This window comes from Clostridium sp. (assembly GCF_051656525.1).
Lineage (GTDB): Bacteria > Bacillota > Clostridia > Clostridiales > Clostridiaceae > Clostridium.
The window spans coordinates 1-25,990 of the sequence record NZ_JBOGCC010000252.1; the positions used below are offsets into that span (position 1 = coordinate 1).

At 27.5% G+C, this 25,990-nt stretch carries 25 protein-coding genes; 23 read left to right on the top strand and 2 right to left on the bottom strand.

Annotation, left to right across the window (positions count from 1 at the left end; translation table 11 throughout):
• From nifJ to ACRDDY_RS12590, 12 genes are all read left to right on the top strand, one after another.
• The coding region (gene nifJ, locus ACRDDY_RS12535) for a pyruvate:ferredoxin (flavodoxin) oxidoreductase (RefSeq protein ID WP_438565284.1) at positions 1-2,915 on the top strand (2,915 nt) is incomplete at its 5' end.
• A gap of 211 nt (positions 2,916-3,126) precedes the next feature.
• Positions 3,127-3,459: a DUF1292 domain-containing protein gene (locus ACRDDY_RS12540; RefSeq protein WP_438565285.1), complete on the top strand. Its 333-nt coding sequence runs from the start codon at positions 3,127-3,129 to the stop codon at positions 3,457-3,459.
• 117 nt (positions 3,460-3,576) lie between these two features.
• Complete coding sequence (locus ACRDDY_RS12545) at positions 3,577-4,389, top strand: PHP domain-containing protein (RefSeq protein ID WP_438565286.1); 813 nt, start codon at positions 3,577-3,579, stop codon at positions 4,387-4,389.
• Positions 4,390-4,405: 16 nt separating this feature from the next.
• Positions 4,406-5,599: a pyridoxal phosphate-dependent aminotransferase gene (locus ACRDDY_RS12550; RefSeq protein WP_438565287.1), complete on the top strand. Its 1,194-nt coding sequence runs from the start codon at positions 4,406-4,408 to the stop codon at positions 5,597-5,599.
• Positions 5,600-5,712: 113 nt separating this feature from the next.
• Complete coding sequence (locus tag ACRDDY_RS12555; protein WP_438565288.1) at positions 5,713-6,351, top strand: HAD-IB family hydrolase; 639 nt, start codon at positions 5,713-5,715, stop codon at positions 6,349-6,351.
• Between the two features lie 165 nt (positions 6,352-6,516).
• Positions 6,517-8,394 carry a chemotaxis protein CheA gene (locus tag ACRDDY_RS12560; RefSeq protein ID WP_438565289.1) on the top strand — a complete coding sequence of 626 codons (1,878 nt, stop codon included), beginning with the start codon at positions 6,517-6,519 and terminating at the stop codon, positions 8,392-8,394.
• A 16-nt stretch (positions 8,395-8,410) separates the two neighbouring features.
• Positions 8,411-9,016, top strand: a complete 606-nt coding sequence (locus ACRDDY_RS12565; protein ID WP_438565290.1) for a chemotaxis protein CheC — start codon at positions 8,411-8,413, stop codon at positions 9,014-9,016.
• A gap of 10 nt (positions 9,017-9,026) precedes the next feature.
• Positions 9,027-9,386 carry a response regulator gene (locus ACRDDY_RS12570; RefSeq protein WP_438565291.1) on the top strand — a complete coding sequence of 120 codons (360 nt, stop codon included), beginning with the start codon at positions 9,027-9,029 and terminating at the stop codon, positions 9,384-9,386.
• A 5-nt stretch (positions 9,387-9,391) separates the two neighbouring features.
• A complete protein-coding gene (locus tag ACRDDY_RS12575; protein ID WP_438565292.1) occupies positions 9,392-9,808 on the top strand; it encodes a chemotaxis protein CheW in 417 nt (138 codons plus the stop codon).
• A 128-nt stretch (positions 9,809-9,936) separates the two neighbouring features.
• Positions 9,937-10,050, top strand: coding sequence for a sigma factor (locus ACRDDY_RS12580; RefSeq protein ID WP_438565293.1), 114 nt, complete (start codon positions 9,937-9,939; stop codon positions 10,048-10,050).
• Between the two features lie 19 nt (positions 10,051-10,069).
• The gene (locus ACRDDY_RS12585) at positions 10,070-10,303 is read left to right on the top strand and encodes a hypothetical protein (protein WP_438565294.1); all 234 of its coding nucleotides are present in this window, start codon (positions 10,070-10,072) and stop codon (positions 10,301-10,303) included.
• Between the two features lie 41 nt (positions 10,304-10,344).
• Positions 10,345-10,425, top strand: a complete 81-nt coding sequence (locus ACRDDY_RS12590) for a hypothetical protein (RefSeq protein WP_438565327.1) — start codon at positions 10,345-10,347, stop codon at positions 10,423-10,425.
• A 96-nt stretch (positions 10,426-10,521) separates the two neighbouring features.
• Here ACRDDY_RS12590 and ACRDDY_RS12595 read toward each other — a convergent pair whose 3' ends face one another.
• On the bottom strand, positions 10,522-12,159 hold the full coding sequence (locus ACRDDY_RS12595) for a putative manganese-dependent inorganic diphosphatase (RefSeq protein WP_438565295.1): 1,638 nt from the start codon (positions 12,157-12,159) through the stop codon (positions 10,522-10,524).
• Between the two features lie 147 nt (positions 12,160-12,306).
• On the opposite strand from ACRDDY_RS12595, the gene ACRDDY_RS12600 reads away from it, so the two are divergent.
• The 4 genes from ACRDDY_RS12600 (at position 12,307) to ACRDDY_RS12615 (ending at position 18,593) form a co-directional block, all read left to right on the top strand.
• Positions 12,307-14,859, top strand: coding sequence for a calcium-translocating P-type ATPase, PMCA-type (locus ACRDDY_RS12600; protein ID WP_438565296.1), 2,553 nt, complete (start codon positions 12,307-12,309; stop codon positions 14,857-14,859).
• A gap of 202 nt (positions 14,860-15,061) precedes the next feature.
• Complete coding sequence (gene gshAB / locus ACRDDY_RS12605; RefSeq protein WP_438565297.1) at positions 15,062-17,386, top strand: bifunctional glutamate--cysteine ligase GshA/glutathione synthetase GshB; 2,325 nt, start codon at positions 15,062-15,064, stop codon at positions 17,384-17,386.
• A gap of 10 nt (positions 17,387-17,396) precedes the next feature.
• Positions 17,397-18,287, top strand: a complete 891-nt coding sequence (locus ACRDDY_RS12610) for a hypothetical protein (RefSeq protein WP_438565298.1) — start codon at positions 17,397-17,399, stop codon at positions 18,285-18,287.
• A gap of 15 nt (positions 18,288-18,302) precedes the next feature.
• Positions 18,303-18,593 carry a Dabb family protein gene (locus ACRDDY_RS12615; protein WP_438565299.1) on the top strand — a complete coding sequence of 97 codons (291 nt, stop codon included), beginning with the start codon at positions 18,303-18,305 and terminating at the stop codon, positions 18,591-18,593.
• Positions 18,594-18,625: 32 nt separating this feature from the next.
• Here the strand turns inward: ACRDDY_RS12615 and ACRDDY_RS12620 are convergent, their stop codons facing one another.
• On the bottom strand, positions 18,626-19,039 hold the full coding sequence (locus ACRDDY_RS12620) for a hypothetical protein (protein WP_438565300.1): 414 nt from the start codon (positions 19,037-19,039) through the stop codon (positions 18,626-18,628).
• Between the two features lie 225 nt (positions 19,040-19,264).
• Between ACRDDY_RS12620 and ACRDDY_RS12625 the strand changes: the two genes are divergently transcribed.
• From ACRDDY_RS12625 to spoVAC, 7 genes are all read left to right on the top strand, one after another.
• Positions 19,265-20,254: a DUF4003 family protein gene (locus ACRDDY_RS12625; RefSeq protein WP_438565301.1), complete on the top strand. Its 990-nt coding sequence runs from the start codon at positions 19,265-19,267 to the stop codon at positions 20,252-20,254.
• A gap of 13 nt (positions 20,255-20,267) precedes the next feature.
• The gene (locus ACRDDY_RS12630) at positions 20,268-21,314 is read left to right on the top strand and encodes a DNA polymerase IV (protein WP_438565302.1); all 1,047 of its coding nucleotides are present in this window, start codon (positions 20,268-20,270) and stop codon (positions 21,312-21,314) included.
• Between the two features lie 120 nt (positions 21,315-21,434).
• Positions 21,435-23,732 carry an AAA family ATPase gene (locus ACRDDY_RS12635; protein WP_438565303.1) on the top strand — a complete coding sequence of 766 codons (2,298 nt, stop codon included), beginning with the start codon at positions 21,435-21,437 and terminating at the stop codon, positions 23,730-23,732.
• A 160-nt stretch (positions 23,733-23,892) separates the two neighbouring features.
• The gene (gene spoIIAA / locus ACRDDY_RS12640) at positions 23,893-24,228 is read left to right on the top strand and encodes an anti-sigma F factor antagonist (RefSeq protein ID WP_438565304.1); all 336 of its coding nucleotides are present in this window, start codon (positions 23,893-23,895) and stop codon (positions 24,226-24,228) included.
• Positions 24,229-24,245: 17 nt separating this feature from the next.
• Positions 24,246-24,683, top strand: coding sequence for an anti-sigma F factor (spoIIAB, locus tag ACRDDY_RS12645; protein WP_438565305.1), 438 nt, complete (start codon positions 24,246-24,248; stop codon positions 24,681-24,683).
• 3 nt (positions 24,684-24,686) lie between these two features.
• Entirely contained in the window at positions 24,687-25,442 is a 756-nt protein-coding gene (gene sigF / locus ACRDDY_RS12650) for an RNA polymerase sporulation sigma factor SigF (protein ID WP_438565306.1), read from the top strand.
• Between the two features lie 85 nt (positions 25,443-25,527).
• On the top strand, positions 25,528-25,989 hold the full coding sequence (gene spoVAC / locus ACRDDY_RS12655; RefSeq protein WP_438565307.1) for a stage V sporulation protein AC: 462 nt from the start codon (positions 25,528-25,530) through the stop codon (positions 25,987-25,989).
• Position 25,990: the final 1 nt, after the last annotated feature.

A 25,990-nucleotide genomic window follows, 5' to 3' on the forward strand; every position in this document is an offset into this window, starting at 1 on the left:
TAAATGAATTCAGAAAAAATGCTTTAAATCCAAATCATCCTGTAACTAGAGGAACAGCTCAAAATCCAGATATCTACTTCCAAACTAGAGAAGCAGTTAATAAATATTATGAGTCTATTCCAGATGTTGTAGAAGGATATATGTCAGAAATAACTAAATTAACTGGAAGAGAGTATCATTGTTTTGATTATTATGGAGCAAAGGATGCTGATAGAATAGTAATTGCAATGGGATCTGCAACAGATTTATGTGAAGAAACTATTGATTACTTAATGGCTAGAGGCGAAAAAGTTGGTGTAGTTAAAGTAAGATTATTTAGACCATTTGATGCAAATAGATTAAGAGCAGCAGTTCCAGCAACTGTTAAGAAAATTGCTGTTTTAGATAAAACTAAAGAACCAGGATCAATTGGAGAGCCATTATACTTAGATGTTAGAAGTGCATTCTATGGAGAAGAAAATGCTCCAATAATTGTTGGAGGAAGATTTGGTTTAGGATCAAAAGACCCTAATCCAGAAGATCTTGCTGCAGTATACAAAAACTTAGAAAGTGAAAATCCTAAAAATGGATTCACAATCGGTATTGTTGATGATGTAACTAATACTTCATTAGAAGCAATGAAAGAAGTTGATGCAACACCAGAAGGAACTACAGCTTGTAAATTCTGGGGACTTGGATCAGACGGAACAGTAAGTGCTAACAAAAGTGCTATAAAAATCATCGGTGATCATACTGATATGTATGCTCAAGGATATTTTGCATACGATTCAAAAAAATCAGGTGGTATAACAGTATCACACTTAAGATTTGGTAAAAAACCAATAAAATCACCTTATTTAATAGATAAAGCAGATTTTATTGCTTGTCACAATCAAGCTTATGTAGGAATTTATAATGTTTTAGATGGATTAAAGAAAAATGGAACATTCTTATTAAATACTATATGGACACCAGAGCAATTAGAAGAGCATTTACCAGGATCATATAAAAGATATATTGCTGAAAATAACATTAAGTTTTATACTTTAAATGCTATTGGTATAGCTCAAGAAATTGGTTTAGGCGGAAGAATCAACATGATAATGCAATCAGCTTTCTTTAAGCTTGCAAATATTATTCCAGTTGAAGATGCAGTTAAATATTTAAAAGAAGCTGTTGTTACTTCATATGGTAAAAAAGGTCAAAAAGTAGTTGATATGAATAATGCTGCAATTGATAAAGGAATTGGAATGATTCAAGAAATAAATATTCCAGAATCATGGAAAAATGCAGAAGTTGAAGAAGTTAGAAGTGCTAAAAATGCAACAGAATTCGTTAAGAAAATAGTTGAACCAATGAACAGACAAGAAGGATTTGATTTAAAAGTTTCAGATTTAATGGATGTAGTTGATGGTACTTTTGAAGCAGGAACTGCTGCCTATGAAAAAAGAGGAGTTGCGGTTAACTTACCTGAGTGGGATGCTGATAAGTGTATTCAATGTAATCAATGTGCTGTTGTATGTCCACATGCTGCAATTAGACCAGTGCTATTTAATGAATCAGAAAAAGCTAATGCACCAGAAGGAATGACTATAATTCCAGCTAAAGGAATTAAAGCAGATGAAGAGTTAGGATATAGAATTCAAGTTTCTGCTCTTGACTGTACAGGATGTAGCAGTTGTGCTGTAGCTTGTCCAGCACCAGGAAAAGCTTTAGTTATGAAACCAGCTCATACTCAAGATGCTGAAATAGAAAACTGGGATTACGTAGTAGAAAAAGTTTCACCAAAAGCTAATCCAATGAAGAAAACAACATTAAAAGGAAGTCAATTCGAGCAACCATTACTTGAGTTCTCAGGAGCTTGTGCTGGATGTGGAGAAACTCCTTATGCTAAACTTATAACTCAATTATTTGGTGATAGAATGATGATTGCTAATGCAACAGGATGTTCATCAATCTGGGGTGGATCAGCACCAGCAACACCATATACAACTAACCATAAAGGATTCGGACCTGCTTGGGCAAACTCATTATTTGAAGATAATGCTGAGTTTGGATTAGGAATGTTCTTAGGAGCAAAAGCTATAAGAGAAAGATTAGTTCAAAAAGCTAACAAAGGAATCGAAACTTTAACTGGAGAAGCTAAAGAAGCTTTAGAAGCTTGGGTAGCTGAAGTAGAAGTTGGTGAAGGAACTAGAGAAAGAGCTGATAGAGTTATAGCTGCTTTAGAAGGTTCAAATGAAGAAATCGCTAAAGAAATTTTAGCAGAAAAAGATTTCTTAATTAAACCATCACAATGGATATTCGGAGGAGATGGATGGGCTTATGACATCGGATACGGTGGAGTTGACCATGTACTTGCTTCAGGAGACGACGTAAATGTATTTGTATTTGATACAGAAATGTACTCAAATACAGGAGGTCAATCTTCAAAAGCTACTCCAACTGCTGCAATAGCTAAATTTGCTGCATCAGGTAAGAGAACTAAGAAGAAAGATCTTGGTATGATGGCAATGTCATACGGATATGTATATGTTGCACAAGTTTCAATGGGAGCTGATAAGAACCAAGTTCTTAAAGCAATTGCTGAAGCTGAAGCATATCCAGGACCATCATTAATCATAGGTTATGCACCATGTATTAGCCAAGGAATTAAAGTTGGTATGGGTAATAGTTTAGTTGAAGCTAAGAGAGCTGTTGATTGCGGATACTGGCAATTATATAGATTCAATCCTACTTTAAAAGAAGAAGGAAAAAATCCATTTACTCTTGATTCAAAAGAGCCAAATGGAGACTTTAGAGAATTCTTAATGGGAGAAGTTAGATACGCTTCACTTGCTAAGGCATTCCCAGAAGCTGCAGAAGCATTATTTGAAAAAACTCAAAGAGATGCAATGGAAAGATTAGAAAATTACAAAAGATTAGCTGGAAAATAATCTTTTAAATATAGAGGCTTAAGTTTACTTAAGCCTCTTTTTATATAAAAAATAAAACTACATATAAAGGAATTAAAACCTATATTTAGTTAATAGCTATAAATATAATAAAAAAACTTGTAGAAAAGCGGAAAATTTGAATAAATAGCTTTTAATTTTAATTAAATAAGGGTAGAATGATAACATAAAGAAATTTTAGGAGGAATGAAATATGGATAAAGATTTAAATAAATGTGGATGTCACGATGGTGAAAGTGAAGGATGTGGATGTAAATCAGGAGAAGGGTGTGGATGTGGTGAGCACGAACATGAACATGAACATGAAAGCTTTGTAGTTGATCTAGTAGATGATGAAGGGAAAGAAATTTCATGTCCAATTATAGATGCATTTGAATTTGAAGGAAATGAGTATGTTTTAGCTCAAAATCCAGATGATGATTCTGTATTCATGTTTAGAGCAGAAGATGAGGAATTAGTAGTTCCCGAAGAAGAAGAGTTTGATAGAGTTGCTAAATACTATAACGAGAGTTTAGCAGAAGCTTAAAACATATAAGAGAGTAGCTTTGGCTACTCTCTTTTTGTGAAAAAATGTAAGAGAGATAATTTACAACAAAGAGTAATAATGGTATATTCTATATAGAGAAAAGGAAGGTGGTAACTTATGAAGTATGCAGATTTACATATTCATTCTTCCTATTCAGATGGCAAGCTTACACCGGAAGAAATTATAAAAATAGCAATAGATAAAGGTGTTAAATATATATCAATAACAGACCATGATTCCATAGATTCTCAATATATAATTAAAGAAGGTAAAAAGGATATAGAAATCATATCAGGAATTGAACTTAGCACAGAGATTGATGACTTAGAAATTCATATGCTTGGGTATTTTATTGATTATACTAACGAAAATCTTATTAGCAAAATAAATGAGATAAAAGAGGAACGAATAAAACGAGCAAAGAAAATATGTAAAAAATTAGAAAAAATAAATATTAAGTTAGATGTTGAAAAACTTCTGTTGGAAAATCCAACTATAGGAAGAGCACATATTGCAAATGAAATAGTAACTATGGGATATGAAGAAAATTTTAAGGCAGCATTTAATAAATATTTAGTAAAAGGAAAGCAAGCTTATGAACAGGGAAGAAAGCTAACTTATAAGGAAGCTATTAAATTAATAAAATCTAGTGGAGGTATTCCGATTATTGCCCATCCGGGGAAAATATATAGATCTATGGATATTGAAAAAATTATTAAAGAACTAAAGTGCTATGGACTTGAAGGGGTAGAGGTTTATCATCCAAGTCATAGTAAAGAACAGATAAATTTTTTATACAATATATGTAAGAAATATAAGCTTATGATAACTGGTGGAAGTGATTTTCATAATATCATAGAGAATGATATAATAATAGGAAGTCAAGGCATTAATGAAATGCTATTAAATAAACTATTAAATTGGAAGTAGGTAAGGGGGAAAAACTATGAAATTTTCAAAGAAAGCAATGGATATAGCACCATCAATAACTTTAAATATTACAGCTAAAGCAAAAAAACTTAAAGGTGAAGGGAAAAATATAATAAGTTTTGGTGCTGGTGAACCAGATTTTAATACACCACAAAATATAATAGATAAAGCAATAAATGCAATGAATGAAGGTAAGACAAAGTATACTCAAACTTCAGGAATTGAAGAGCTTAGAGAAGCTATATGCAAAAAGCTTAAAGAGGAAAATGATTTAGAATATAAAGCCTCACAAATTATTGTAAGTACAGGCGCAAAGCAATGTCTTGCTAATGTATTTTTAGCAATATTAAATCCAATGGACGAGGTGATAGTTTCAGTTCCTTATTGGGTTAGTTATCCAGAACTTATAAAGATGGCAGATGGTATACCAAGATTTGTGAATAGTGGAGAAGAAAATGATTTTAAAATTACGATAGATATTTTAAAAGAAAATGTAAATGAAAAAACAAAGGCAATAATTATAAATAGTCCGAATAATCCAACAGGTACAATTTATAGTAGAGAAGAATTATTAGAAATTGCAAAATTTGCTGAAGAAAAAGAGTTGATAATTATATCAGATGAAATATATGAGAAACTTATATATGATAATAATGAACATACCAGTATTGCAGCACTTACACAATATGCATATGAGAATACGATAGTTATTAATGGAGTATCAAAATCAAGTGCAATGACAGGATGGAGAGTTGGATATGCAGCTGGAAGTGACGAGTGTATTAAACTTATGGTGTCTATTCAAAGTCACATGACATCAAACACTAATTCTATAGCGCAATATGCAGCATTAGAAGCCTTAGAAGGTCCTAAAGAGGAACTATATCATATGAGAGAAGAATTTGCTAAAAGAAGAAGTTTTATGATTGAAAAATTAGAAAAAATAAAAAATATTAGTTTTATAAAACCAGAAGGTGCATTTTATGTAATGGTAGATGTGAGTAAGTATTATGGGAAGAAGTATAAAAATAGAGAAATAAAAGATTCTTTAATTTTTTCAGAAGTACTATTAGATGAAAAAGAAACGGCAGTAATTCCAGGGATAGGATTTGGATTAGATAATTTTATAAGATTATCTTATGCTATCTCTATGAAAAATATAAGAGAAGGTTTAAATAGAATAGAAGAATTTTTAAATAATATAAAATAATAAAAATAAAAATGCATTAGAGGGTGAAACTTTTAATGCATTTTTATTTAATAAAGAGAATATTACATATATAATATTTAAGAGATTAAAAATAAAAAGGATGGATTTTAAAGATGATAAAATTAGGAATATTTGATGTTGATTTTACAATAACTAGTAAGGAGACATTAATGCAATTTTTTAGATATATGATAAAAAAAGATAAAAAGAATTTGAAGTTTTTACCTAGAGCATTAGGTTCAGGAATACTTTATGGTCTTAAAATATTTGATGAAAGAAGGGTAAAGGAAAGTTTTTTAAAGTTTATTGATGGAATAGAGGAAAAAGATTTAATTGTTTTAGTAAAAGGTTTTTATAAAGATGTATTAGAAAAAATATTATATAAGGATGCTATAGATATGATAAAAAAATTAAAAAGTGAAGGGTATGAAATATATTTAATTTCTGCATCTCCAGAATTTTATTTGAATGAATTTTATAAGATAAAGGAAGTAGATCATATTATAGGTACTAGATTTGAATTTGATAGAGGGAAATTTAAGCGAGTGATGGAAGGAAGGAATTGTAAAGGGGAAGAGAAAGTTAGAAGATTGAAAGCATATTTAAAAGAAAATAATATAGAAGTAGATTTTAAAAACTCATATATGTTTTCAGATTCATTGAGTGATAAACCTTTATTAGATTTAGTAGGAAAGCCTTATTTGATAAATTTTAAAAAGAAAAGTAAAATTGAAATACTTCATTGGCAATAATATTAATTATCAATGAATAAAAGATGAATAAAAAACAACTGAAAAGGTATAAATATGATATAATAAAAGAAATAAATTAGAAATTTAATATAAATTATAGAAAAATATAATAAAAATTATTTTAGATATAGGAAGTGAAAGTTGTTTAATGAGGGGGAGATACAATTGGAAGCATCTCAATATATGATGATGTTTTTAGAAGAAGCTATAGAGAATTTACAACGATTGAATGAAGCTGTATTAGAGTTAGAAAAGAATCCAAAAGATAGTGATATAATGAATAAGATATTTAGATGGGTTCACACTATAAAAGGTATGTCTGCAACTATGGGATTTATTGATATTGCAGAACTTACACATAAGATGGAAGATTTAGTATCTGATTTTAGAGAGGGAAAAACGAAGGTTAATCAAACTGCAATAACAAGTCTTTTTGAATGTTTAGATACCTTAGAAAAAATGCTTGAAAATATTAGAGATAAGTCAAATCTAAATATAGATATAAGTGAAATTATGAAAAAACTTGAGAAAATAAAAAAGTCTAAGTATCTATGTGAAAATATAAAGGTGATTAATAGAAACAACTTAATATTAGAAGAGAATGATTTAAATAAAATAAAAGAGGGATTAGAAAAAGGATATAACTCATTAGAAGTTAAGATAATTTTAAATAAAAATACAGTATTAAAATCAGTAAGAGCATTTTTAATTTATCAAGATTTAGAGGGGAAATGTGAGTTTATAAAGATTAACCCATCAATTGAACAAATTGAAAAAGATGAATTTGATTTTATGTTAGAAGCAATTATTTTAACAAGTAAAAGTATAGAAGAAATTAGAGAAAGTATAGAAAAAAATGTAGATATAGCTAATGTGGATATTATTAAATTTAATTTATATGAAAAAAACATAATTAAAAAAAGTAATCAATCGGTAAAGGTAGATTTAGATAAAGTAGATAATTTTATGAATATGGTATCAGAATTAACGATATATAGAACAAGACTTGAATCCATATCAAGAAAACATAGGATAAATGAATTAAGTGAGGTAGTAGAGCAAATAGGAAAAGCAACATCTGATTTACAAGAATTAGTAATGGATATAAGAATGTTGCCATTAGAAGTTGTATTTAAGCGATTTCCAAGGATGATAAGAGACGTATCAATAGAGCTTGGGAAAAATATTAACTTTATGATTGAAGGAAGTCATATAGAGCTTGACAGAACAGTTATAGATGAAATTGGGGAGCTGCTTATTCATCTTTTAAGAAATGCAATTGATCATGGTATTGAAGAGAAGAGTGAAAGATTAAAAATTAAAAAGAATCCAATAGGAATAATAAAACTTCAAGCATGGCAAGAAGGAACTAAAGTAATAATAAAGGTTACAGATGATGGAGCTGGGATAAATTTAGATAAGATAAAGAAAAAAGCTGAAAATATGGGGATTTCAATTAAAGGTATGAGTATAGAGGAGATAAATAATATAATATTCATTCAAGGTTTTAGTACTAATGATAGGGTGACAGAAATTTCAGGAAGAGGAATTGGAATGGATATAGTTAAGACAAAGGTTACATCCCTTGGGGGGAGTATTGAATTAAGGAGTAAAGAGGGAATAGGCTCTGAATTTACTATAGTATTACCACTAACATTACAAATAATACAAGCATTATTAATAAAAGTAGAAAATGAAAGATTTGCAATTTCACTTGGAGTTATTGAAAGAATTATACCTTATAATAAAAAAAAAGTGATAAGTAGTGATAGAGAAAAGAAAATTATTTATAAAGAGAAAGAAGTTCCAATAATTAAACTGAGTGAAAAGTTAAATATAGAATCAGAGAATGAAAAATTTATAATTATAGTGAATACTAGAGATAAAAGATTTGGAATAGTCGTAAGTTCATTAATAGGTGAGCAAGAAATTGTTATTAAACCTTTAGGAAAAACATTAAAAAGGTTAAATCAGTATAGTGGAGCAACAATTTTAGGGGATGGTTTAGTAACTTTAATTCTAGATGTAGGTGCTTTATATTAGTAAGTGGGGGGAACTTATGAAGCAAGAAAATATGTTTTTTAATTTATTAGAGGTAGACACATTAAGAGAATTATCTAATATAGGGGCTGGAAATGCAGCGACATCTTTATCTGTTTTTTTAGGCTGCAGGATAGATATAAATGTACCATTAATTAATACAATAAAACTTTCAGATATATGCAGTTTAAATAAAGGAAGAGATGTATATGGAATAATAGTTAAAGTTACAGGCGAAATATTAGGAAATATATTAATTGTTTTTGAAAAAAGACTAGCTGAGAGTACTATAGAAAAACTAACAGGAGAAATGGGAGAGGAGTTAACAGAAGTTGGAATATCAGTTTTAAGTGAACTTGGAAATGTTATATCTACTGGATATATGAATTCTATAGCAGAAACTGTAGGAATAAAAATAAATTCATCAGTCCCAGGAGTATTTTATAATAAATTGAATATATTATTAAAGTCTGCAATTTTAGAGATAAGACAAGAAAAAGAATATATCTTACTTATAAAAACTATATTTAAAAGAGATGAGAAAGGTGAAGTTGGAGTAGATTTTTATTATATTCCAATGCTAGAATCCTTAGAAAAAATTTTTAAAAAAATAATTATTAATTAGGGGGAAAAGAATGGCAAAAGTGTTGATTGTTGATGATGCAGCATTTATGAGAATGATGATAAGAAATATTTTAGAAAAAAATGGTTTTGAAGTAGTTGGAGAAGCAGCGAGTGGACAAGCAGCTATAGATATGTATACAGAGAAATTACCAGATATAGTAACCATGGATATAACAATGCCAGAAATGGATGGAATAGAGGCTTTGAAAAAAATAAAAGAAATTTCTCCAGAAGCAAAAGTAATAATGTGTTCCGCATTAGGACAACAATCAAGAGTAATGGATGCAATAAAAGCAGGGGCAAAAGATTTTATTATTAAACCATTTCAAGCAGATAGAGTGTTAGAAGCTGTAAAAAAAGTTCTAGGGTAATAAAAATGCAGGTAGTTGTATTTAAAGCTGGAGAGAAATGGTTTGGAATAGATGCTAAAAATGTTAAGAGTATAAATAAAGTTATAAGTGTAACAAAAATACCTAATGCACCTAAATATATTAAAGGATTAATAAATATAAAGGGAAGTATTAAAACATTAGTAGATATAAATGTGCTATTAGAAATAGATTATGTAGAGTGTAAAGAAAATATAATTATATTAGATATAAAAGATGAAGAAATTGGGATTTTAGTTAGTAAGGTAGAGGAAATAATACCTTTTACGAGTAAAGAATTAAAGACTATAGAAGTTAGAGAATCGTATATAAAAGAATTTATAGGGTATAAAGAAGATAAATTAATATTAATTGAAGTTAAAGAATTGTTAGAATGGTTTAATTTGAGGAAAATTCTTAAATAAAATATTAAATTAGTATATAAGCAAAGATAAGGATATAAAAATGAAGTGGGGCTTATAGATAAAAATAAAATTGAAGAATATATTCCATTAGTAAAGTATATATCAGGAAAATTGAAATAGAAAAAGATGTGGATATAGAGAAGGAAGATTTAATTGGATATGGAATACTGGGTTTAATTGATACAATTAGGAAGTATGACAAAAGTAAAGGGGCAAAATTTTCATCATATGATTCTATTTGAATTAGAGGTACAATTATAGATGAACTATGAAAAAATAGCGCTATTTAAAAGTGCAATGAATAAACTTAGAAAATATAATATGGGAGTAGAAGAATTAAGAAATAAATTATTAAGAGAACCTAAAATTAAGGAGATTATGGAGTATTTAGGATTTAAAATAGATGGATATAGAAATATTATAAGTATTGTAGAAGACAAGAGTATAGATACTCCAGAAAAAATATATATAGATTTTGAAATAAAAAAATTTTAAACGAATCAGTAAATGAATTAAAAGAAGTATATAGAATAATATTGAAATTTTACTATTATGATGAATTGATATTGAAAGGCATAGGAGAAGTTTTGAATGTATCAGAATCAAGGATTTATTAAATAGATAGTAGAGCATTAAAAAATTTAAAAGTAGTTTTAAAAAAAATTAGAAAGAAAATAAGAAAAAGGTGCTAAAATTTAGCACCTTTTTAATTTTTAGCTAATGGCAGTATTTGTTAATGGTGGAACTACTTGTTTCTTTCTTGAAAGAACTCCAGGTAAGAAAGTAGTTGAAGATTCAAGTTTAGTATTAAATGCTTTTTCAACTAGATCAGATCTTTCCCCAGCAACAAGTATTTGTGATCCTTCATTTAAAACATCTGTTAATAATAACATTGTAACATCAAGACCATCTATACCAACTTTTTTATTCATATAAGTTAACATTTCATCTTTTAAAGGCATAAATCCATCAATATCCATTGTGTTAACTTGTGCGATTCCAACTTTAAGATCTCCCATAGTAAATGGTTTATAATCTTGGTTGAAAATTTGTGCTACAGTTTTTCCTTTAAGTGAAGTTCCAGCTTTAAGTAAAGCCTTACCAAACTCTTCAACTTGAACACCAGCTATATCAGCTAATTTTAAGCATAATTGCTTATCTTGAGGTGTGCATGTTGGGCTTTTAAATAAAAGTGTATCTGAAATGATAGCTCCACATAAAAGTCCTGCAACTTCTCTCGATGGTCTAATGCCATTTTCAAAGAAACATTTAGCAACAATTGATGATGTACTTCCAATTGGCTCATTTCTGAAGTAAATAGGATTATTAGTTAATACATCAGCAACTCTGTGGTGATCTATTATTTCAAGAACTTCTGCTTCATCAAGACCATCAACTGATTGTCCTCTTTCATTATGGTCAACTTGAATAACTTTTTTCTTAAAGTTAGAAATTAAGTGGTATCTTGAAATAGTTCCTACAACTCTTCCATCTGGATCAGTTACAGGATAGCTACTATATCTTGTTTCAAGCATAGTTTCTTTAACTTCTTCTACTAAATCATCTGTAGTAAATGAAACTAAATTTTCCTTAGCCATTACAAAACCTACAGGAATACTTTGTATTATAAGTCTTGATGCAGTAAATGAATCATGAGGAGTTGAAATTACGGTAACTCCTTTAGATTTAGCTTTTTCAGTTAAATCTGCAGATAATGTATTTGAACCTGTAATAATCATTAAAGAAACTCCAGTATTTATAAGACTTTCTTGAATGTCAGGTCTATCTCCAACTATAGCAATATCTTCAGCACTTATATGCTCTTTCATAGAATCAGGTTGCATAGCAGCAACACAGATTTTACCTTTGAAGATTTTTACAGCTTCATTTATGTAGACAGGTTTTGCAGAAAGTGTATCTAAGATATTATCTATTGAAGTTTCACTTTTAGCTAGGATTTGATTATCCCAAATATCCATATATGAAGAAGTTAAGTTAGATAAAGATATAACACCTACTAAATGTTCATTGCAATCTGCAACAGGCATAGATTTTATATTTTTATCTCTCATGATATTCCAAGCCATTTTTAATGAAATTTCAGGTGAAACTGGGCTTATATTATCAATTTTTAAATCTTCAACCTTTAATTTCACTGTAGTTAATAATTGAGGTGCATTAACACCAAAATAATCTAATATAAATTGAGTTTCTGGATTCACATTTCCAAGTCTAACAGGAATTGCAGGGATTTCGCCAATTCTATTTTTTAAATCAGCGTATGAGTAAGCTGCACAAATTGAGTCAGAATCTGGATTTTTGTGACCAGTTACATAAATAACGTTTCTCATAATATTGTCCTCCTTAAATATAAAAATTCTATTATAATTGTAAAACCTAAATAGAATTTTGTAAAGAAAACTTCTATAGAAATTCTTCATAACTTTTCTTATTTTAAATATATATAGATAAGAGAGAATTTATGAGGAGGAGAAGACTTGTCAGAAAGTAGAAGTAAAATAATTGGTTTATCAACTAATGAAGCAGAGAAAAGACAAAAAAAATTTGGATTTAATATACTAGAAGAGAAAAGAAAAATTTCATTAATAAGAGTATTTTTAGCTCAATTTAATGATTTTATGGTATGGGTACTTATAGGAGCAACAATTATTTCAGGAGTTATGGGAGATGTAGCAGATGCTATAACAATTTTTATTATTATTTTTGTAAATGCTCTTCTAGGATTTTTTCAAGAGTTTAAAACAGAAAAATCTTTAGAGGCATTGAAGAATTTAGCAGCACCAACATGTAAAGCATATAGGGATGGAAGAATAAAAATTATTAAGTCAAATGAATTAACTATTGGTGATGTAGTGATTTTAGAAGCAGGAGATAGAGTTCCAGCAGATGGCGAGTTTTTAGAGTGTTCTGGAATTGTTGTAGATGAATCTCTTTTAACAGGAGAATCAGTTGGAGTTTCAAAGGAAGAGGGGAGAGGGAGAAACTTAGGATTTATGGGGACTAATATATTAAAAGGAAAGTCCTTGTTTAAAGTTTTGAATATAGGCATGGAAACTGAAATGGGGAAGATTGCTAATTTACTTCAAAATATTGAAGAGGAAAAATCACCATTAAAGATTAAATTAGATTCATTAGGAAAAATATTAGTAGTTATTTGTTTAATAATATGCTCATTAGTAACTATTTTAGGAGTATTTCGTGGAAATGAACTTAAAGATATGTTTATGCTTGGAGTATCTCTTGCAGTAGCAGCTATTCCAGAAGGGCTTGCAGCTATTGTTACAGTTGCACTTGCACTTGGAGTTTCAAGAATGCTTAAAAAAAATGCATTAGTTAGAAAGCTTCCAGCAGTAGAAACATTAGGATGTACATCTGTTATTTGCTCAGATAAAACAGGAACATTAACTCAAAATAAGATGACAGTAAAAGAAATATTTATAAATGGAAAAGTAATAGCACTTGAAAAAGAAAATTTAGAAAATATAAAAGGTATAGAAAAATTAAAGGAGGTATTTGTTAATTGTAACGATTGTACTATTGATGGAAAAGTTAAAAATTTAGAAAAAGCACTGCATGGTGATCCAACAGAGACAGCATTAATAAGAGCTTTTTTTAAAGAATCTAAAGAAGCAATAGATTTCAATAAAGATAAAAAGAGAATTTTTGATTTACCATTTGATTCAATAAGAAAAATGATGTCTGTTATTATAAAGGATGGAGATAAAGAGATTTGCTATGCTAAGGGTGCACCAGAAAAGATTTTGAAAAGGTGTAAGTACATCTATGAAGATGGAAGAGTTAAAGAGTTAACTTTTCAAAAAAAACAAAGTATTGAAAAGGCTTTAGATTTAATGTCATCTAGAGCATTAAGATGTTTAGCAGGGGCATATAGAGAAAATAACCTAAGACATGATGATAAGTTAGAGGAAGAATTGATTTTTGTAGGTTTTTCTGGAAGTATAGATCCACCAAGAAAAGAGGCTCATGAAGCAGTACTGAAATGTAAGCTTGCAGGAATAACTCCAATCATGATTACAGGAGATCATAGAAATACAGCATTTTCAATTGCTAAGTCTCTTAATATATGTAAAAGTGGAGAACAAGTCATTGAGGGAAATGAAATAGAGAGTCTTACAGACTTAGAGCTTAGAAGAAAAATAAAAGTTATAAGAGTTTTTGCAAGAGTATCACCAAGTCATAAGCTTAGAATAGTTAGGGCATTTAAGTCTCTTGGAAATATAGTGGCTATGACTGGAGATGGGGTGAATGATGCACCAGCTATAAAAGAAGCTGATATTGGAATTTCAATGGGGATTTCAGGAACTGATGTTACAAAGGAAGCTTCATCAATGATTTTAATGGATGATAATTTTAGTACTATTGTAGATGCAGTAGAAGAAGGAAGAAATATTTATGATAATATAAGAAAATTTATACGATATCTTTTATCATGTAATTTAGGAGAGGTTTTAACTATGTTTCTAGCATCATTAGTTATGTTACCGAATCCAATGACTCCAATACAAATTTTATTCGTAAATTTAGCAACAGATGGACTTCCAGCAATAGCACTTGGAGTTGATCCAGCAGATAAGGATATAATGAGACAATTACCTAGAGAGAAAAAGGAAGGTATTTTTTCAAGAGGTTTAACAGAAAAAATATTAGTTAGAGGAAGTTTAATTGGAATATGTACACTACTTTCTTTTATGGTATCAAGATACTATAGAATGGATTTAGAAACATGTAGGACTATAGCACTTTCTACCCTTGTTATGTCACAACTTTTTCATGTATTTGAATGTAGATCAGAGAGACACTCAATATTTGAAGTGAAAATATTTTCAAATCCATACTTAGTTTTGGCAGTAGCAATTTCAATAGGTATGTTAATGGCAGTATTATATATACCATTTCTTCAAGGTGTATTTCACACAGTTCCATTATTATTTAAACATTGGACAATTGTTTTAAGCTTTTCAGGAAGTATTGCTTTAATTAATAGTATATATTTATTTATTAAAAAATAATTAAGTAAACTCCTATGAATTAATAAAATTTTATAGGGGTTTTTATTATTCTATAAAAAGTAAAATTAAGCTTAAATTAAATTTCTAATGAGAATTATTTTTATTTAGAAATATTATGATATAATGTGTAATATAATAAGTGAGAGATTAATATTAAGTGATAAATAGAAATGTAACTGTAATTTAAGGAAGGAAAATTAGAATGAATAAAATATTAGATAAAATAATTAATAGTGGATTAAAAAAGGGACTAATTAATTGTAATTATGGGTTAGAAAAAGAAAATATTAGAGTAGATAAAAATGGTGAAATTTCACTAAAAGGTCATCCAAAAATATTTGAAGAAGATAATCCATTTATAAAGAGAGATTTTGCAGAAAGTCAGATGGAAATGGTAACTCCAGTTTGTGAATCAATAGACTTAGCATATAGTTTTATGGAGAATTTAAATAATATAGTAAACTTAGAATTAAAAGATGAATACTTGTGGCCACAAAGTAATCCACCAAAACTTCCATCAGAAGATAAAATAAAGGTAGCTGACTTAAAGGATAAGAAAGCAAAAATTTATAGAGAAAATTTAGTTAAAAAGTATGGGAAGAAGAGGCAGCTTGTTAGTGGAGTACACTACAATTTTTCTTTTAAAGATGAATTTATAGAAGAGCTTTATAATTTAGAAGAAATAGATATTGATTTAAGAGAGTTTAAAAATAAATTATATTTTAAAATAGGAAGAAACTTTTTAAAATACAAATGGTTTTTAAATTATTTAACGGGTGCAAGTCCAGTATTTCATAGTAGTTATGTTAAAAAGTGTACTGAAAAAGGAGAGGCTTTAAATAAGGAAGATTACTATTTTAAAGGGGTAGGCTCATTAAGAAATAGTAGATGTGGATATAGAAATGAAGAAGATTTTTATGTTTCATATAATAGTTTAGGGGAATACATACATGATGTGAAAAATTTAATTAATGATAAATGTATTCAAGAAGCAAAAGAATACTATAGTGCTATAAGATTTAAATCTAAAGAAGAAGGAGATATGCTTGAAAATTTAGAGAAGAATGGTGTTAGATATATTGAAATTAGATTATTAGATTTAGATCCTACAACAAAGTTTGGAATATCTAAAAACTCTCTTTATCTAATTCATTTATATGTATTATTCTGTCTTTTTAAGGAAGATGAGAAATATACAGTTGAGGTTCATAAAGAGTGTATAGAAAATGATAATAGAGCTATAAAAAATAGTAAAGAGAGTACATTGATTATAAATGGAAGAGAAACAACAGTAGAAAAAGCAGGAATAGAGATATTAAAATCTATTGAAGAAATAAAAGAAAAAGTCTTTAAAAATACTTCTTACGAGAAAGAATTTACGAAAATAATTGAAAAATCAAAATTAAGATTCAAGGATAGCAATTTAACTATTGCAAGTAGATTAATAGAAGGAATAAAAGAAACTAGCTATTTAAAATATTATATGGGAATTGCTAAAGAAAATAAAAAAGAAAGTACAAAAAGTGCATTTAAGCTATTAGGATATGAAGATTTAGAATTATCAACACAAATTCTTATAATAGAAGCTTTAAAACATGGTGTGTCTTTTAAAATTTTAGATAGAGAAGAAAATTTTATAGAACTAGAATTTAGAGGACATAAGGAGTATGTGAAGCAAGCTACAAAGACTAGTAAAGATAATTATATAACAGCATTAATAATGGAAAATAAACTTGTATCTAAAGAAATTTTAGGTGAGAATAATATAAAGGTTCCTATGGGAGGACATTATAGTTCAATAGATGAAGCAATAGAAGATTTTAATAAGTATAGGGGAAAGAAAATAGTTATAAAACCTAAAACAACTAACTTTGGAATAGGAATAACAATATTTAAAGAAGATTGGACAAAAGAAGAATATAGTAGAGCTTTAGAAATAGCATTTAAAGAAGATAAGTCTATCTTAATTGAAGAGTTTATAAAGGGAAAAGAATATAGATTCCTTATTATAAATGATGAAGTTGTTGGAATACTTCATAGAGTTCCAGCTAATGTTATTGGAGATGGAATTCACAATATTAGAACATTAATAGAGAAAAAAAATAAAGACCCATTAAGAGGTAGAGGATACAAAACACCATTAGAAAAGATAAGAATTTCAGAAGCAGAAGAAATGTTTTTAAAAAATATAGGATTAGATTTTTCATATATTCCTAAAAGAGAGCAAGTTGTGTATTTACGTGAGAACTCAAATATAAGCACAGGTGGAGATAGCATTGATTTTACAGATGATATTCATAATAGCTATAAAAAGATTGCTATAAGTGCAGCAAAGGCAGTTAATGCTAAAATAATTGGTGTAGATATGATGATAGAAGATATACATGAAGAAAAGAATGAGAATAACTATGGAATAATAGAAATTAATTTTAATCCAGCAATTCATATACATTGCTTCCCATACAAAGGGGAGAATAGAAAAGCTGGTGAAAAAGTATTAAAACTATTGTTTAAAGAGATAAAGTAGGTGTAGAAAGATGAAAATAAGTAACCCTTATGGATATGAAGGAACCTTTTTAAAAGGTAACCTTCATACTCATACAAATAACAGTCCATGTGGACACTATCCACTTGAAGAAGTAATAAAAATGTATACAAGTTATAAAATGGAGTATGATTTTTTAAGTATTACAGATCATTTATTAATTACTAATTTAGAAAAATTTAAAAATAGAGAAGATATAATATTAATAGAGGGTGTAGAATTTAAAAAAGGTAAAAAGCAAAGTTTAGGAATAAATATTTTAGAATATGAAGATGATGGTGAAAATTATAGTAATCATAATAAGCTTTTTAAAAGAGTAAGAGAAAGCGGGGGAATTAATATAATTTGCCATCCTCATTTAGGTGTATTGGATTACTGGGCTTTTGAAGAGGTAATAAATTTAGAAAATTATACTGGTATTGAAATTTTTAATAATAATGTAAGAATGGATTGTAAAGGGATTGCTTTAGCGACAGATTTATGGGATAAGCTTTTATCTAGTGGAAAGAAGGTTTTTGGATTTGCAAATGATGATATGCATATATTTTCAAGAGCAGGTGGAGCTTGTAACTATGTTTTAGCAAAAGAAAAAAATAAAGAAAATATTATAAATGGTTTAAAAAATGGAAATTTTTACGCTTCTTTTGGTGTACAGATTAAAGATATAAAAGTAATGGGGAATACAATATCTTTAAAAAAAGGAGATGATAGAGTTCCATATGTATATTTTAAGTTTATTGGAAAAAATGGACAGGTTTTAAAAGAAGATAAAGGAATAGAATCAAGCTATACTGTAAATGGAAATGAAGAATATGTTAGAATAGAAGTATATAGAGAAGATGGAGCAAAGGCATGGACGCAACCATTTTTTATAGAAAAGTAAATGAGGTGTAGAAAAATGATAAAACATATTGTAAGTTGGAATTTAAAAAAAGAAAATAAGGTTGAAAATGGTCTTGAAATGAAAAGAAAGTTAGAAAGTCTTAAAGAGTTAATTAGAGAGATTAAAGTTATTGAAGTTGGAATTAATATAAATAAAACGGGATTTGCAAAGGATATTGTATTATATTCAGAGTTTGAAAGCTTAGAAGATTTAGAAAAATATCAAATAAATCCATATCATAAAAAGGCAGGAGAATTTGTAAGAAGTGTAACTGAAAAGAGAATTGTTATAGATTATGAAGTTTAAAAAAGAGCCACATGAAAATGTGGCTCTTAGAATTATCTTCTTTGAACTCTAGTTGCTTGTTGACGTGCTTTTTTAATTTCAGAATGATCTATGGGAACCAAGTCTCTCTTAGTTGTTAAGTTTAAAAGGTTTTGAATCTGAATTACAGAAGCATCATCTTTACCTTTAACACCGTTTAATCCCATAATCATAACTTTATTTCCTTTGTTTATAGGAATAAATTCAGGTTTTTTAAACCATTTTCCTTTATTATATCTGCACTTTGCAACACCTTTTCCTGAATCAGGTTTAACAATTATGTCAACAATAATTTTCTTGAAGATAATATAATTTTTCTCTTCTATTTTAAAAGAAATAATAGTACCAGCAGTACTAGTTATTCTATCTCCGTATTTTTTGAAATATGAATCCTTAAAATAATCATTAAATTTATCTTTAAATCCCATAATTAATTCTCCTTTATAAAATAATTGATATAAGTCCGCTAGTTTATTAAATAAAACATAACAAACTTATTATAACATAAAAGGTGTATCAGTAAAATACAAAATTTTTCTTTATATAATGAAACATAAATAGAGTAAAGTTTAATAAAATATTATATATATAAATAGAAATTATAGTATAATTAAAGAGTGGATAAATTTTATGGGAAAAGGAAGATAATTAAAATGAAGATGGGTATAATAGATATTTGTAACAATGTTATTGAAAATTATAAAGAAATACGTGATGAATTAAGATTTGATGGAGAGTATATAAATCACTTTACATCATTAGTTTTTGGTGGAATAAATAGAAAACCAGATATAGAAAAAATAAAGAAAATAAGGAAAGAGATAAAAAAAGAGACAAGCCAATTATCAAGTTTTAGAGGAGATATTTTATATATTTTATCAATACTTATTAGTAAAGAAGGCAACTATAAAGTATTCTCTGAAAATTTAATAAAAATTAACGATGATATGCAAGATATAGGGTTTAAAGAATCAGATTGTCTAGCTTTAGCATCATATGCTATTTGTAAACATGGGCAAAAAGAAAATTATCATAAAATATATAATAATACAAAACTTATATATGATTTATTAAGAAAAGAGTTTAAAGATATAACAGATGAAAATGATTACTTAATTTGTGCACTTTTAGGTATAAAATGTGCAAAAGAAAATGAGGATATAAAAGAAACAGGAGAATTTGTTGAATATATGTTTAACTATCTACTAAATCTTAAAGAGTATTCAAGAAATCATCTTCAACTTTTAGCAACGAGTGCGCTTCTAAATGAAAATATAAATGCACAGGTAAAATTAAAGGAACTTATAAATTCTTTTAAAGAAGAAGATATGATGATAGGTGAAGAATTTTTAGGGATTATAGGAATTGCAAATAAAACTAGTAATATAGGTGAATATATAGAAAAAGTGAAAATTGCAATTGAATATCTTTGTGAGGAAGAAGGTGCATATTCATTTTATATGGATAAAACATTTAGAGTAATGATAGGAATAACTATAATTGAATATTATAATATGAGTAGAAATAAAAGTAATAACGAATATTTAGAAGAACTTCTAGCTTTTTCGATTATAACTTTTTTAAGTAAGAAAAAACAAGGAGTTTTAATTAGAAAAAAAGAAGAAGAGGAAGTTTATATATAGAATAAGGAGTAGTATGGAAAGAATTATTTTACATGTAGATATGGATGCTTTTTTTGCATCAGTTGAGCAAGTAGATAATAAGGAATTAAGAGGAAAGCCAGTAATTGTTGGTGGTGTTAGTGAAAGAGGTGTTGTATCAACTTGCTCCTATGAAGCTAGAAAGTATGGGATTTCATCAGCTATGCCAGCATTTATAGCAAGACAAAAATGTCCAAATGGAATATTTGTACCAGTAAGGCATAATAGATATAAAGAAGTTTCAGAAAAAATTTTTAAGGTTTTTAAAGAAGTAACAAATTTAATAGAGCCTTTATCTATAGATGAGGCATATTTAGATATAACAGATACTTCTTTTAAAGATGGAATGGAAGCAGCACTTTATATAAAGAAAAGAGTGTATAAGGAACTAGGATTAACTTTATCTATTGGAATTTCATATAATAAGTTTTTAGCAAAACTTGCTTCAGATTGGAATAAACCAAATGGAATAAAAGAAATAAATAGAGATATGGTTCCTAAAATATTATTTGATTTACCAATAAAAAGAATTCATGGACTTGGAAAAAAATCCTGTGAGAAGTTAAATAATATGGGAATATTTAAAGTAGAAGATTTATATAAGATGGAAAAAGAATTTTATGTTGAATATTTAGGAAAACAAGGATTAGAAATTTATGATAGAATACGTGGAAATGATAATAGAGAAGTTAAAGTAAGTCGGGATAGAAAATCGATAGGAAAAGAGAAAACTTTAAAAAATAATACAAAAAATATAGATGAACTTAAAATATATCTTGAAAATTTTTCGGAAGATATAAGTGAAAAATTAAAAGAGAAAAATAAAAAAGGAAGAACTATTACACTAAAATATAAAACAGGAGAATTTCAAAATCATACAAAGAGTAAAACACTTACAAAATATATAAATGATGAAAATGAAATATATGATGTAGCATTAGAATTGCTTTTAGAAAAAGAAATTTTAGAAGAGTTAAGATTAATAGGGCTTAGTATATCTTCGTTTAACGAAGAAAAAGAAGTTCAAATGAAACTTTTTTAAACTAGATAAATTTTTATCTAGTTTTTTTCTTTTTCTAAAATAAAATTATCCCTAAAACAAATCATTAGAATACTAATATAATATAGAAAATTTTTAAGGAGGAAAGGCAAAAGAAAGCCTATGAAAAATATGAAAAATAAATTAAATTCTAGTGAAATAATATTTTCTTTAAATTCAAGTGAGAATGAGAGTGATAAGAATATTGATTTAATAAATGTAGAAGAATTTAAAACTCCTTATAATAAAATAAAGCGAATTTTAAAAATAAAAAAAGAAAATTATAATCTTTATCTTGTTGATTCATTTTTAAAGGAAAAAGTAGATAATTTAATATCGATAATAGAAAAAGAATACGAAAATTTAGAACCACCAAGTGATATTTGTTATGCAAGTATTGGTGCAAGGGAAAAGCCATTCCCAATTATATTAAGTAATGGAAGAGGAAATGGATTAAAAGAGGATATAAAAACGTTAAAAGAAAGTTATAAAAATACGATTTTAGACTTTAATAGTGTAGAATATACTGAAGAAAAAGAAGAACTTTTAGAAGATTTAAAAACAAATAGGAGTAAGTATTTAAATAGATTAATTTCTTTATCATCAGATGAAGGATTTGAAATGAAAGCTACAGGAGAAGGATTTGTTTTTATTCCATTATCTGAAGGAGAAGAAATGGATGAGGAGACCTATGATAAATTAGAGGAAAAAATAAAAGAAGAGATTAATGAAAAAGCAGAAAAGCTAAAGGAAGAATCAGAACAGATACTAAATGCATTAAAAGAAATTGAAATAAAAGCATTAGAAAAGCTTAAAGGAGTTTTAATTGAATATTTTGATTTTGCATTAAAAGATTTAAAAGAAGATATTTTACTTGAATATATTTTAGATGATGATGTATATAATTATTTAGAGAAATTATATACAAAAATAGAAGAAGATTTAATTGAAATTTATACTGTGGATATAGAAGAAAATGAAAAGGATGTAGATAAAGTTTTAGAAACTTATGAGATTGAAGTAATAGTAGATAACTCAAATTATAACCATCCAAAAGTAATATTTGAAGAAGATCCAAGTATAGCAAAGCTTTTAGGAACAATAGAGTATGAGAGTCAAAATGGAAATTACACGACAGATCTTTCTCTAATTAGTGCAGGATCATTATTAGAGGCGAATGAAGGATGTATAATCCTTAGAATGAAAGATATTTTAGTAAATAATTCATATCATTATCTAAAGAAAGCACTTTTATCAAGAAAAATATCATTTGATTCAAATAAAAATTATTTAGAGGTTCTATCTATTAATGGATTAAAACTTGAGCCAATACTTATAAATGTTAAAGTTATAATTATTGGAGATTATGAAACTTTTAATATTCTTTATAATAATGATGAAGATTTTAAAATATTATTTCCAGCAAAGGTAGAATTCAAAGAAGAAATAAATTTGAAAAATAGGGAAGAGTTTATACAGGAGTATATAAAGAAAATTGCTGTAAATGAATGTGAAATAAAGGTTGGAAAAAAAGCCATAAAAGCTATAGTAAAATATTTAGTTAGAAAGGCAGAAAAAAGAGAAAAAATAAATTTAAATATAAAGGAAATAAAAGATATATTAATACTTGCAGAACAAGAAGCCTTAGAAGAGGAAAGAGAACTTGTAGAAGAGAGAGATATAAACAGTATTATTTATGAGGAAGACTTAATAGAAGAAGATTATATGAAAATGTATAAAGAAAATAAGATACTTATAAAGCTTAAAGACAGAGTAATAGGTAATATAAATGGTCTTGCAGTTTTAGATACAGGAACTCATACATTTGGAAAACCAATGAGAATTACTTGTAATATATTTAAAGGTGAAGGAAATATAATTGATATTCATAAAGATGCAAAATTAAGTGGAAGAATCCATGAAAAATCTATAAGTATTTTAAAAAGTCTTCTATGGAGTAAGTTAAATAGAAAAGAAAAAATGCCTATTAATATGCATGTAAGCTTTGAGCAAAGCTATGGAATAATAGAAGGAGATAGTGCATCCATAGCAGAGATGATTTGTATATTATCTGCTATAACAGAAAAAGGAGTAAAACAAAATATAGCTGTAACAGGTTCTTTAAATCAATTTGGAGAGGTACAACCTATTGGTGGAGTAAATGAAAAAATTGAAGGGTTTTTTAGAGTTTGTAAGGATTTAAATATGATTAAAGAGGCTGGCGTTATAATTCCATATATAAATGCTCAAGAACTTATACTAAAAGATGAAGTAGAAAAATTTATAGAAAGAGATGAATTTTCTATTTATGGAATAGAGAATTTAGATGATGCAATTGAAATTTTATTGTTAGAAAAAGATGAGAGTTTAGAAGATTTTTATAATCTTTTAAATAAGAAAATTGAAGAATATAGAAAATAATTTAAAAGCAATTTATCTAGAAATTTATTAAAACTAGATAGATTGCTTTAAATTGTAAAAAAACAACAAATAACTTGACCTTAGATAAATTTATATGTTAAAATATGGAAGAAAAGAAAGTTAGGGAGGTGAATGACTCTAAGATTTAGAGTTTACAAATATGTATATTAAATTTAATAGTTACGATAATATATTAGAAGCTTCTTTAATAGGAGAATTAGATCATCATAATGCAAAAGAAGCAAGAGTTAAAATTGATGATAAAATTGAAAAAGAAAGAGTTAAAAAATTAATTCTTAATTTTAATTCAGTAACATTTATGGATAGCTCAGGAATTGGGGTTGTTGTGGGAAGACAAAAAAAAATAAAGAAAAATGGTGGAGAACTTTACATAGTAGGAGTTAATAAAAGTATTAGTAGAGTTTTTGAATTATCAGGATTATTTAAAATAATGAAGAATTATGGAACTATAGAAGAAGCACTAAGGTATATTTAAATTGGAGGGGTTTAGGGTTGTACGATAATAAAATAAGTATAGAGTTTTTAAGCAAATCACAAAATGAAGCTTTTGCAAGAGTTGCAGTTTCAGCTTTTGTAGCACAGCTTGATCCAACTATTGAAGAGATTACTGATATAAAAACGGCAGTTTCAGAAGCAGTAACAAATGCAATAATACATGGATATGAAAATAAGGAAGAGGGAAGAATTAGAATTGATGCAGCACTTATAGACAATGAAATAGAGATAATAATAAGTGATTTTGGAGTAGGGATAGAAAATATTGAAGAGGCTAAAGAGCCTTTATATACTTCAAGACCAGATTTAGAACGCTCGGGAATGGGATTTACAGTTATGGAAAGTTTTATGGATTCATTAGAAGTATATAGCGAAAAAAATAAAGGGACTAGGGTGGTTATAAGAAAAAAAATAGATGTAATAGGTCAGGTATAAAAAATGAGTATTGAGAATTGTAGAGAGGAATATGATTATGATAATAATTCGAAATTATTACCATTAGCTAAAGCAGGAGATGAGAAAGCATTAGAAAAACTAATTGAAATGAATTTACCTTTAGTATCTTCAATTAGTAAGAAGTTTTTAAATCGTGGATATGAGTATGAGGATATTTATCAAATTGGATCTATTGGACTTGTTAAAGCTATAAAAAATTTTGATGATTCATTTAAAGTGAAATTTTCAACATATGCAGTACCTATGATAATAGGTGAAATAAAAAGATTTCTAAGAGATGATGGGATTATTAAAGTAAGTAGAAGTGTGAAAACATTAGGTAGAAAAATTCACTATTATAAAGAAGAACTAGTTAAAGAGCTCCATAGAGAGCCTACTATAGATGAAATAGTAAAGCATTCTAAAATACCAAAAGAAGATATTTTAGTAGCTATGGAAGCATCAACAAGTATGCAATATCTTTATGATACAATACATCAAGATGATGGATCACCAGTACTTCTTATTGATAAATTAAGTGAAAAAGGTGAAGAAGATACAAACTTTATAGATAAACTTGCACTGAAAGAGGCAATTCATTCATTAGATACTAAATCAAGACAAATAATAATGCTTAGGTATTTTAAAGATAAAACACAAGTACAAGTTGCAAAATTACTTGGAATAAGTCAAGTTCAAGTTTCAAGAATAGAAAAAAAAGTCTTAAAGAAAATGAAAGAGAAATTAGAAGAAAAGTAGCTTAAAAATTAGGCTACTTTTTTTATTTTTAATAATAAAATATAGAAAATTTTGAAATAATAAAAATATAAAGGAAGTGTTTAAGATGAAGTTTAATAAGAATGAGAAGAAAATAAGAAGAAAGTTTAAGTCCCTTGCAAAAGAAAGTGAACCAAAAACTAAAATATTAAGAAATTCAATAAGAGCCTTTTTTGTAGGAGGGGCTATTTGTGTGATAGGAGAAATAATAGGAGATATTATAATTTTCCTTGGTGGAAAAGAAGTGGAGAAGGGAACTATAGTATCAATTATTATGATATTTTTAGGAGCTTTTTTAACTGGACTTGGAATTTATGATAAAATAGCAAATTTTGCAGGGGCAGGAACTGTTGTGCCCATAACAGGATTTGCAAATGCAGTAGTAGCACCAGCTATTGAGTATAAAAAAGAAGGATTTATTTTTGGGGTAGCATCAAAAATATTTACTATAGCAGGTCCTGTTCTTGTTTATGGAATTGGAGTATCTGTAATCATAGGAATAATATATTATATAGTAAAGATTATATAAG

Coding starts and splice junctions, on each gene's coding strand:
- ACRDDY_RS12540 (WP_438565285.1), top strand. CDS start 3,127: ATGGATAAAGATTTAAATAAATGTGGATGTCACGATGGTGAAAGTGAA.
- ACRDDY_RS12545 (WP_438565286.1), top strand. CDS start 3,577: ATGAAGTATGCAGATTTACATATTCATTCTTCCTATTCAGATGGCAAG.
- ACRDDY_RS12550 (WP_438565287.1), top strand. CDS start 4,406: ATGAAATTTTCAAAGAAAGCAATGGATATAGCACCATCAATAACTTTA.
- ACRDDY_RS12555 (WP_438565288.1), top strand. CDS start 5,713: ATGATAAAATTAGGAATATTTGATGTTGATTTTACAATAACTAGTAAG.
- ACRDDY_RS12565 (WP_438565290.1), top strand. CDS start 8,411: ATGAAGCAAGAAAATATGTTTTTTAATTTATTAGAGGTAGACACATTA.
- ACRDDY_RS12570 (WP_438565291.1), top strand. CDS start 9,027: ATGGCAAAAGTGTTGATTGTTGATGATGCAGCATTTATGAGAATGATG.
- ACRDDY_RS12575 (WP_438565292.1), top strand. CDS start 9,392: ATGCAGGTAGTTGTATTTAAAGCTGGAGAGAAATGGTTTGGAATAGAT.
- ACRDDY_RS12585 (WP_438565294.1), top strand. CDS start 10,070: ATGAACTATGAAAAAATAGCGCTATTTAAAAGTGCAATGAATAAACTT.
- ACRDDY_RS12595 (WP_438565295.1), bottom strand. CDS start 12,159: ATGAGAAACGTTATTTATGTAACTGGTCACAAAAATCCAGATTCTGAC.
- gshAB (WP_438565297.1), top strand. CDS start 15,062: ATGAATAAAATATTAGATAAAATAATTAATAGTGGATTAAAAAAGGGA.
- ACRDDY_RS12610 (WP_438565298.1), top strand. CDS start 17,397: ATGAAAATAAGTAACCCTTATGGATATGAAGGAACCTTTTTAAAAGGT.
- ACRDDY_RS12615 (WP_438565299.1), top strand. CDS start 18,303: ATGATAAAACATATTGTAAGTTGGAATTTAAAAAAAGAAAATAAGGTT.
- ACRDDY_RS12620 (WP_438565300.1), bottom strand. CDS start 19,039: ATGGGATTTAAAGATAAATTTAATGATTATTTTAAGGATTCATATTTC.
- ACRDDY_RS12625 (WP_438565301.1), top strand. CDS start 19,265: ATGAAGATGGGTATAATAGATATTTGTAACAATGTTATTGAAAATTAT.
- ACRDDY_RS12630 (WP_438565302.1), top strand. CDS start 20,268: ATGGAAAGAATTATTTTACATGTAGATATGGATGCTTTTTTTGCATCA.
- ACRDDY_RS12635 (WP_438565303.1), top strand. CDS start 21,435: ATGAAAAATATGAAAAATAAATTAAATTCTAGTGAAATAATATTTTCT.
- spoIIAA (WP_438565304.1), top strand. CDS start 23,893: ATGTATATTAAATTTAATAGTTACGATAATATATTAGAAGCTTCTTTA.
- sigF (WP_438565306.1), top strand. CDS start 24,687: ATGAGTATTGAGAATTGTAGAGAGGAATATGATTATGATAATAATTCG.
- spoVAC (WP_438565307.1), top strand. CDS start 25,528: ATGAAGTTTAATAAGAATGAGAAGAAAATAAGAAGAAAGTTTAAGTCC.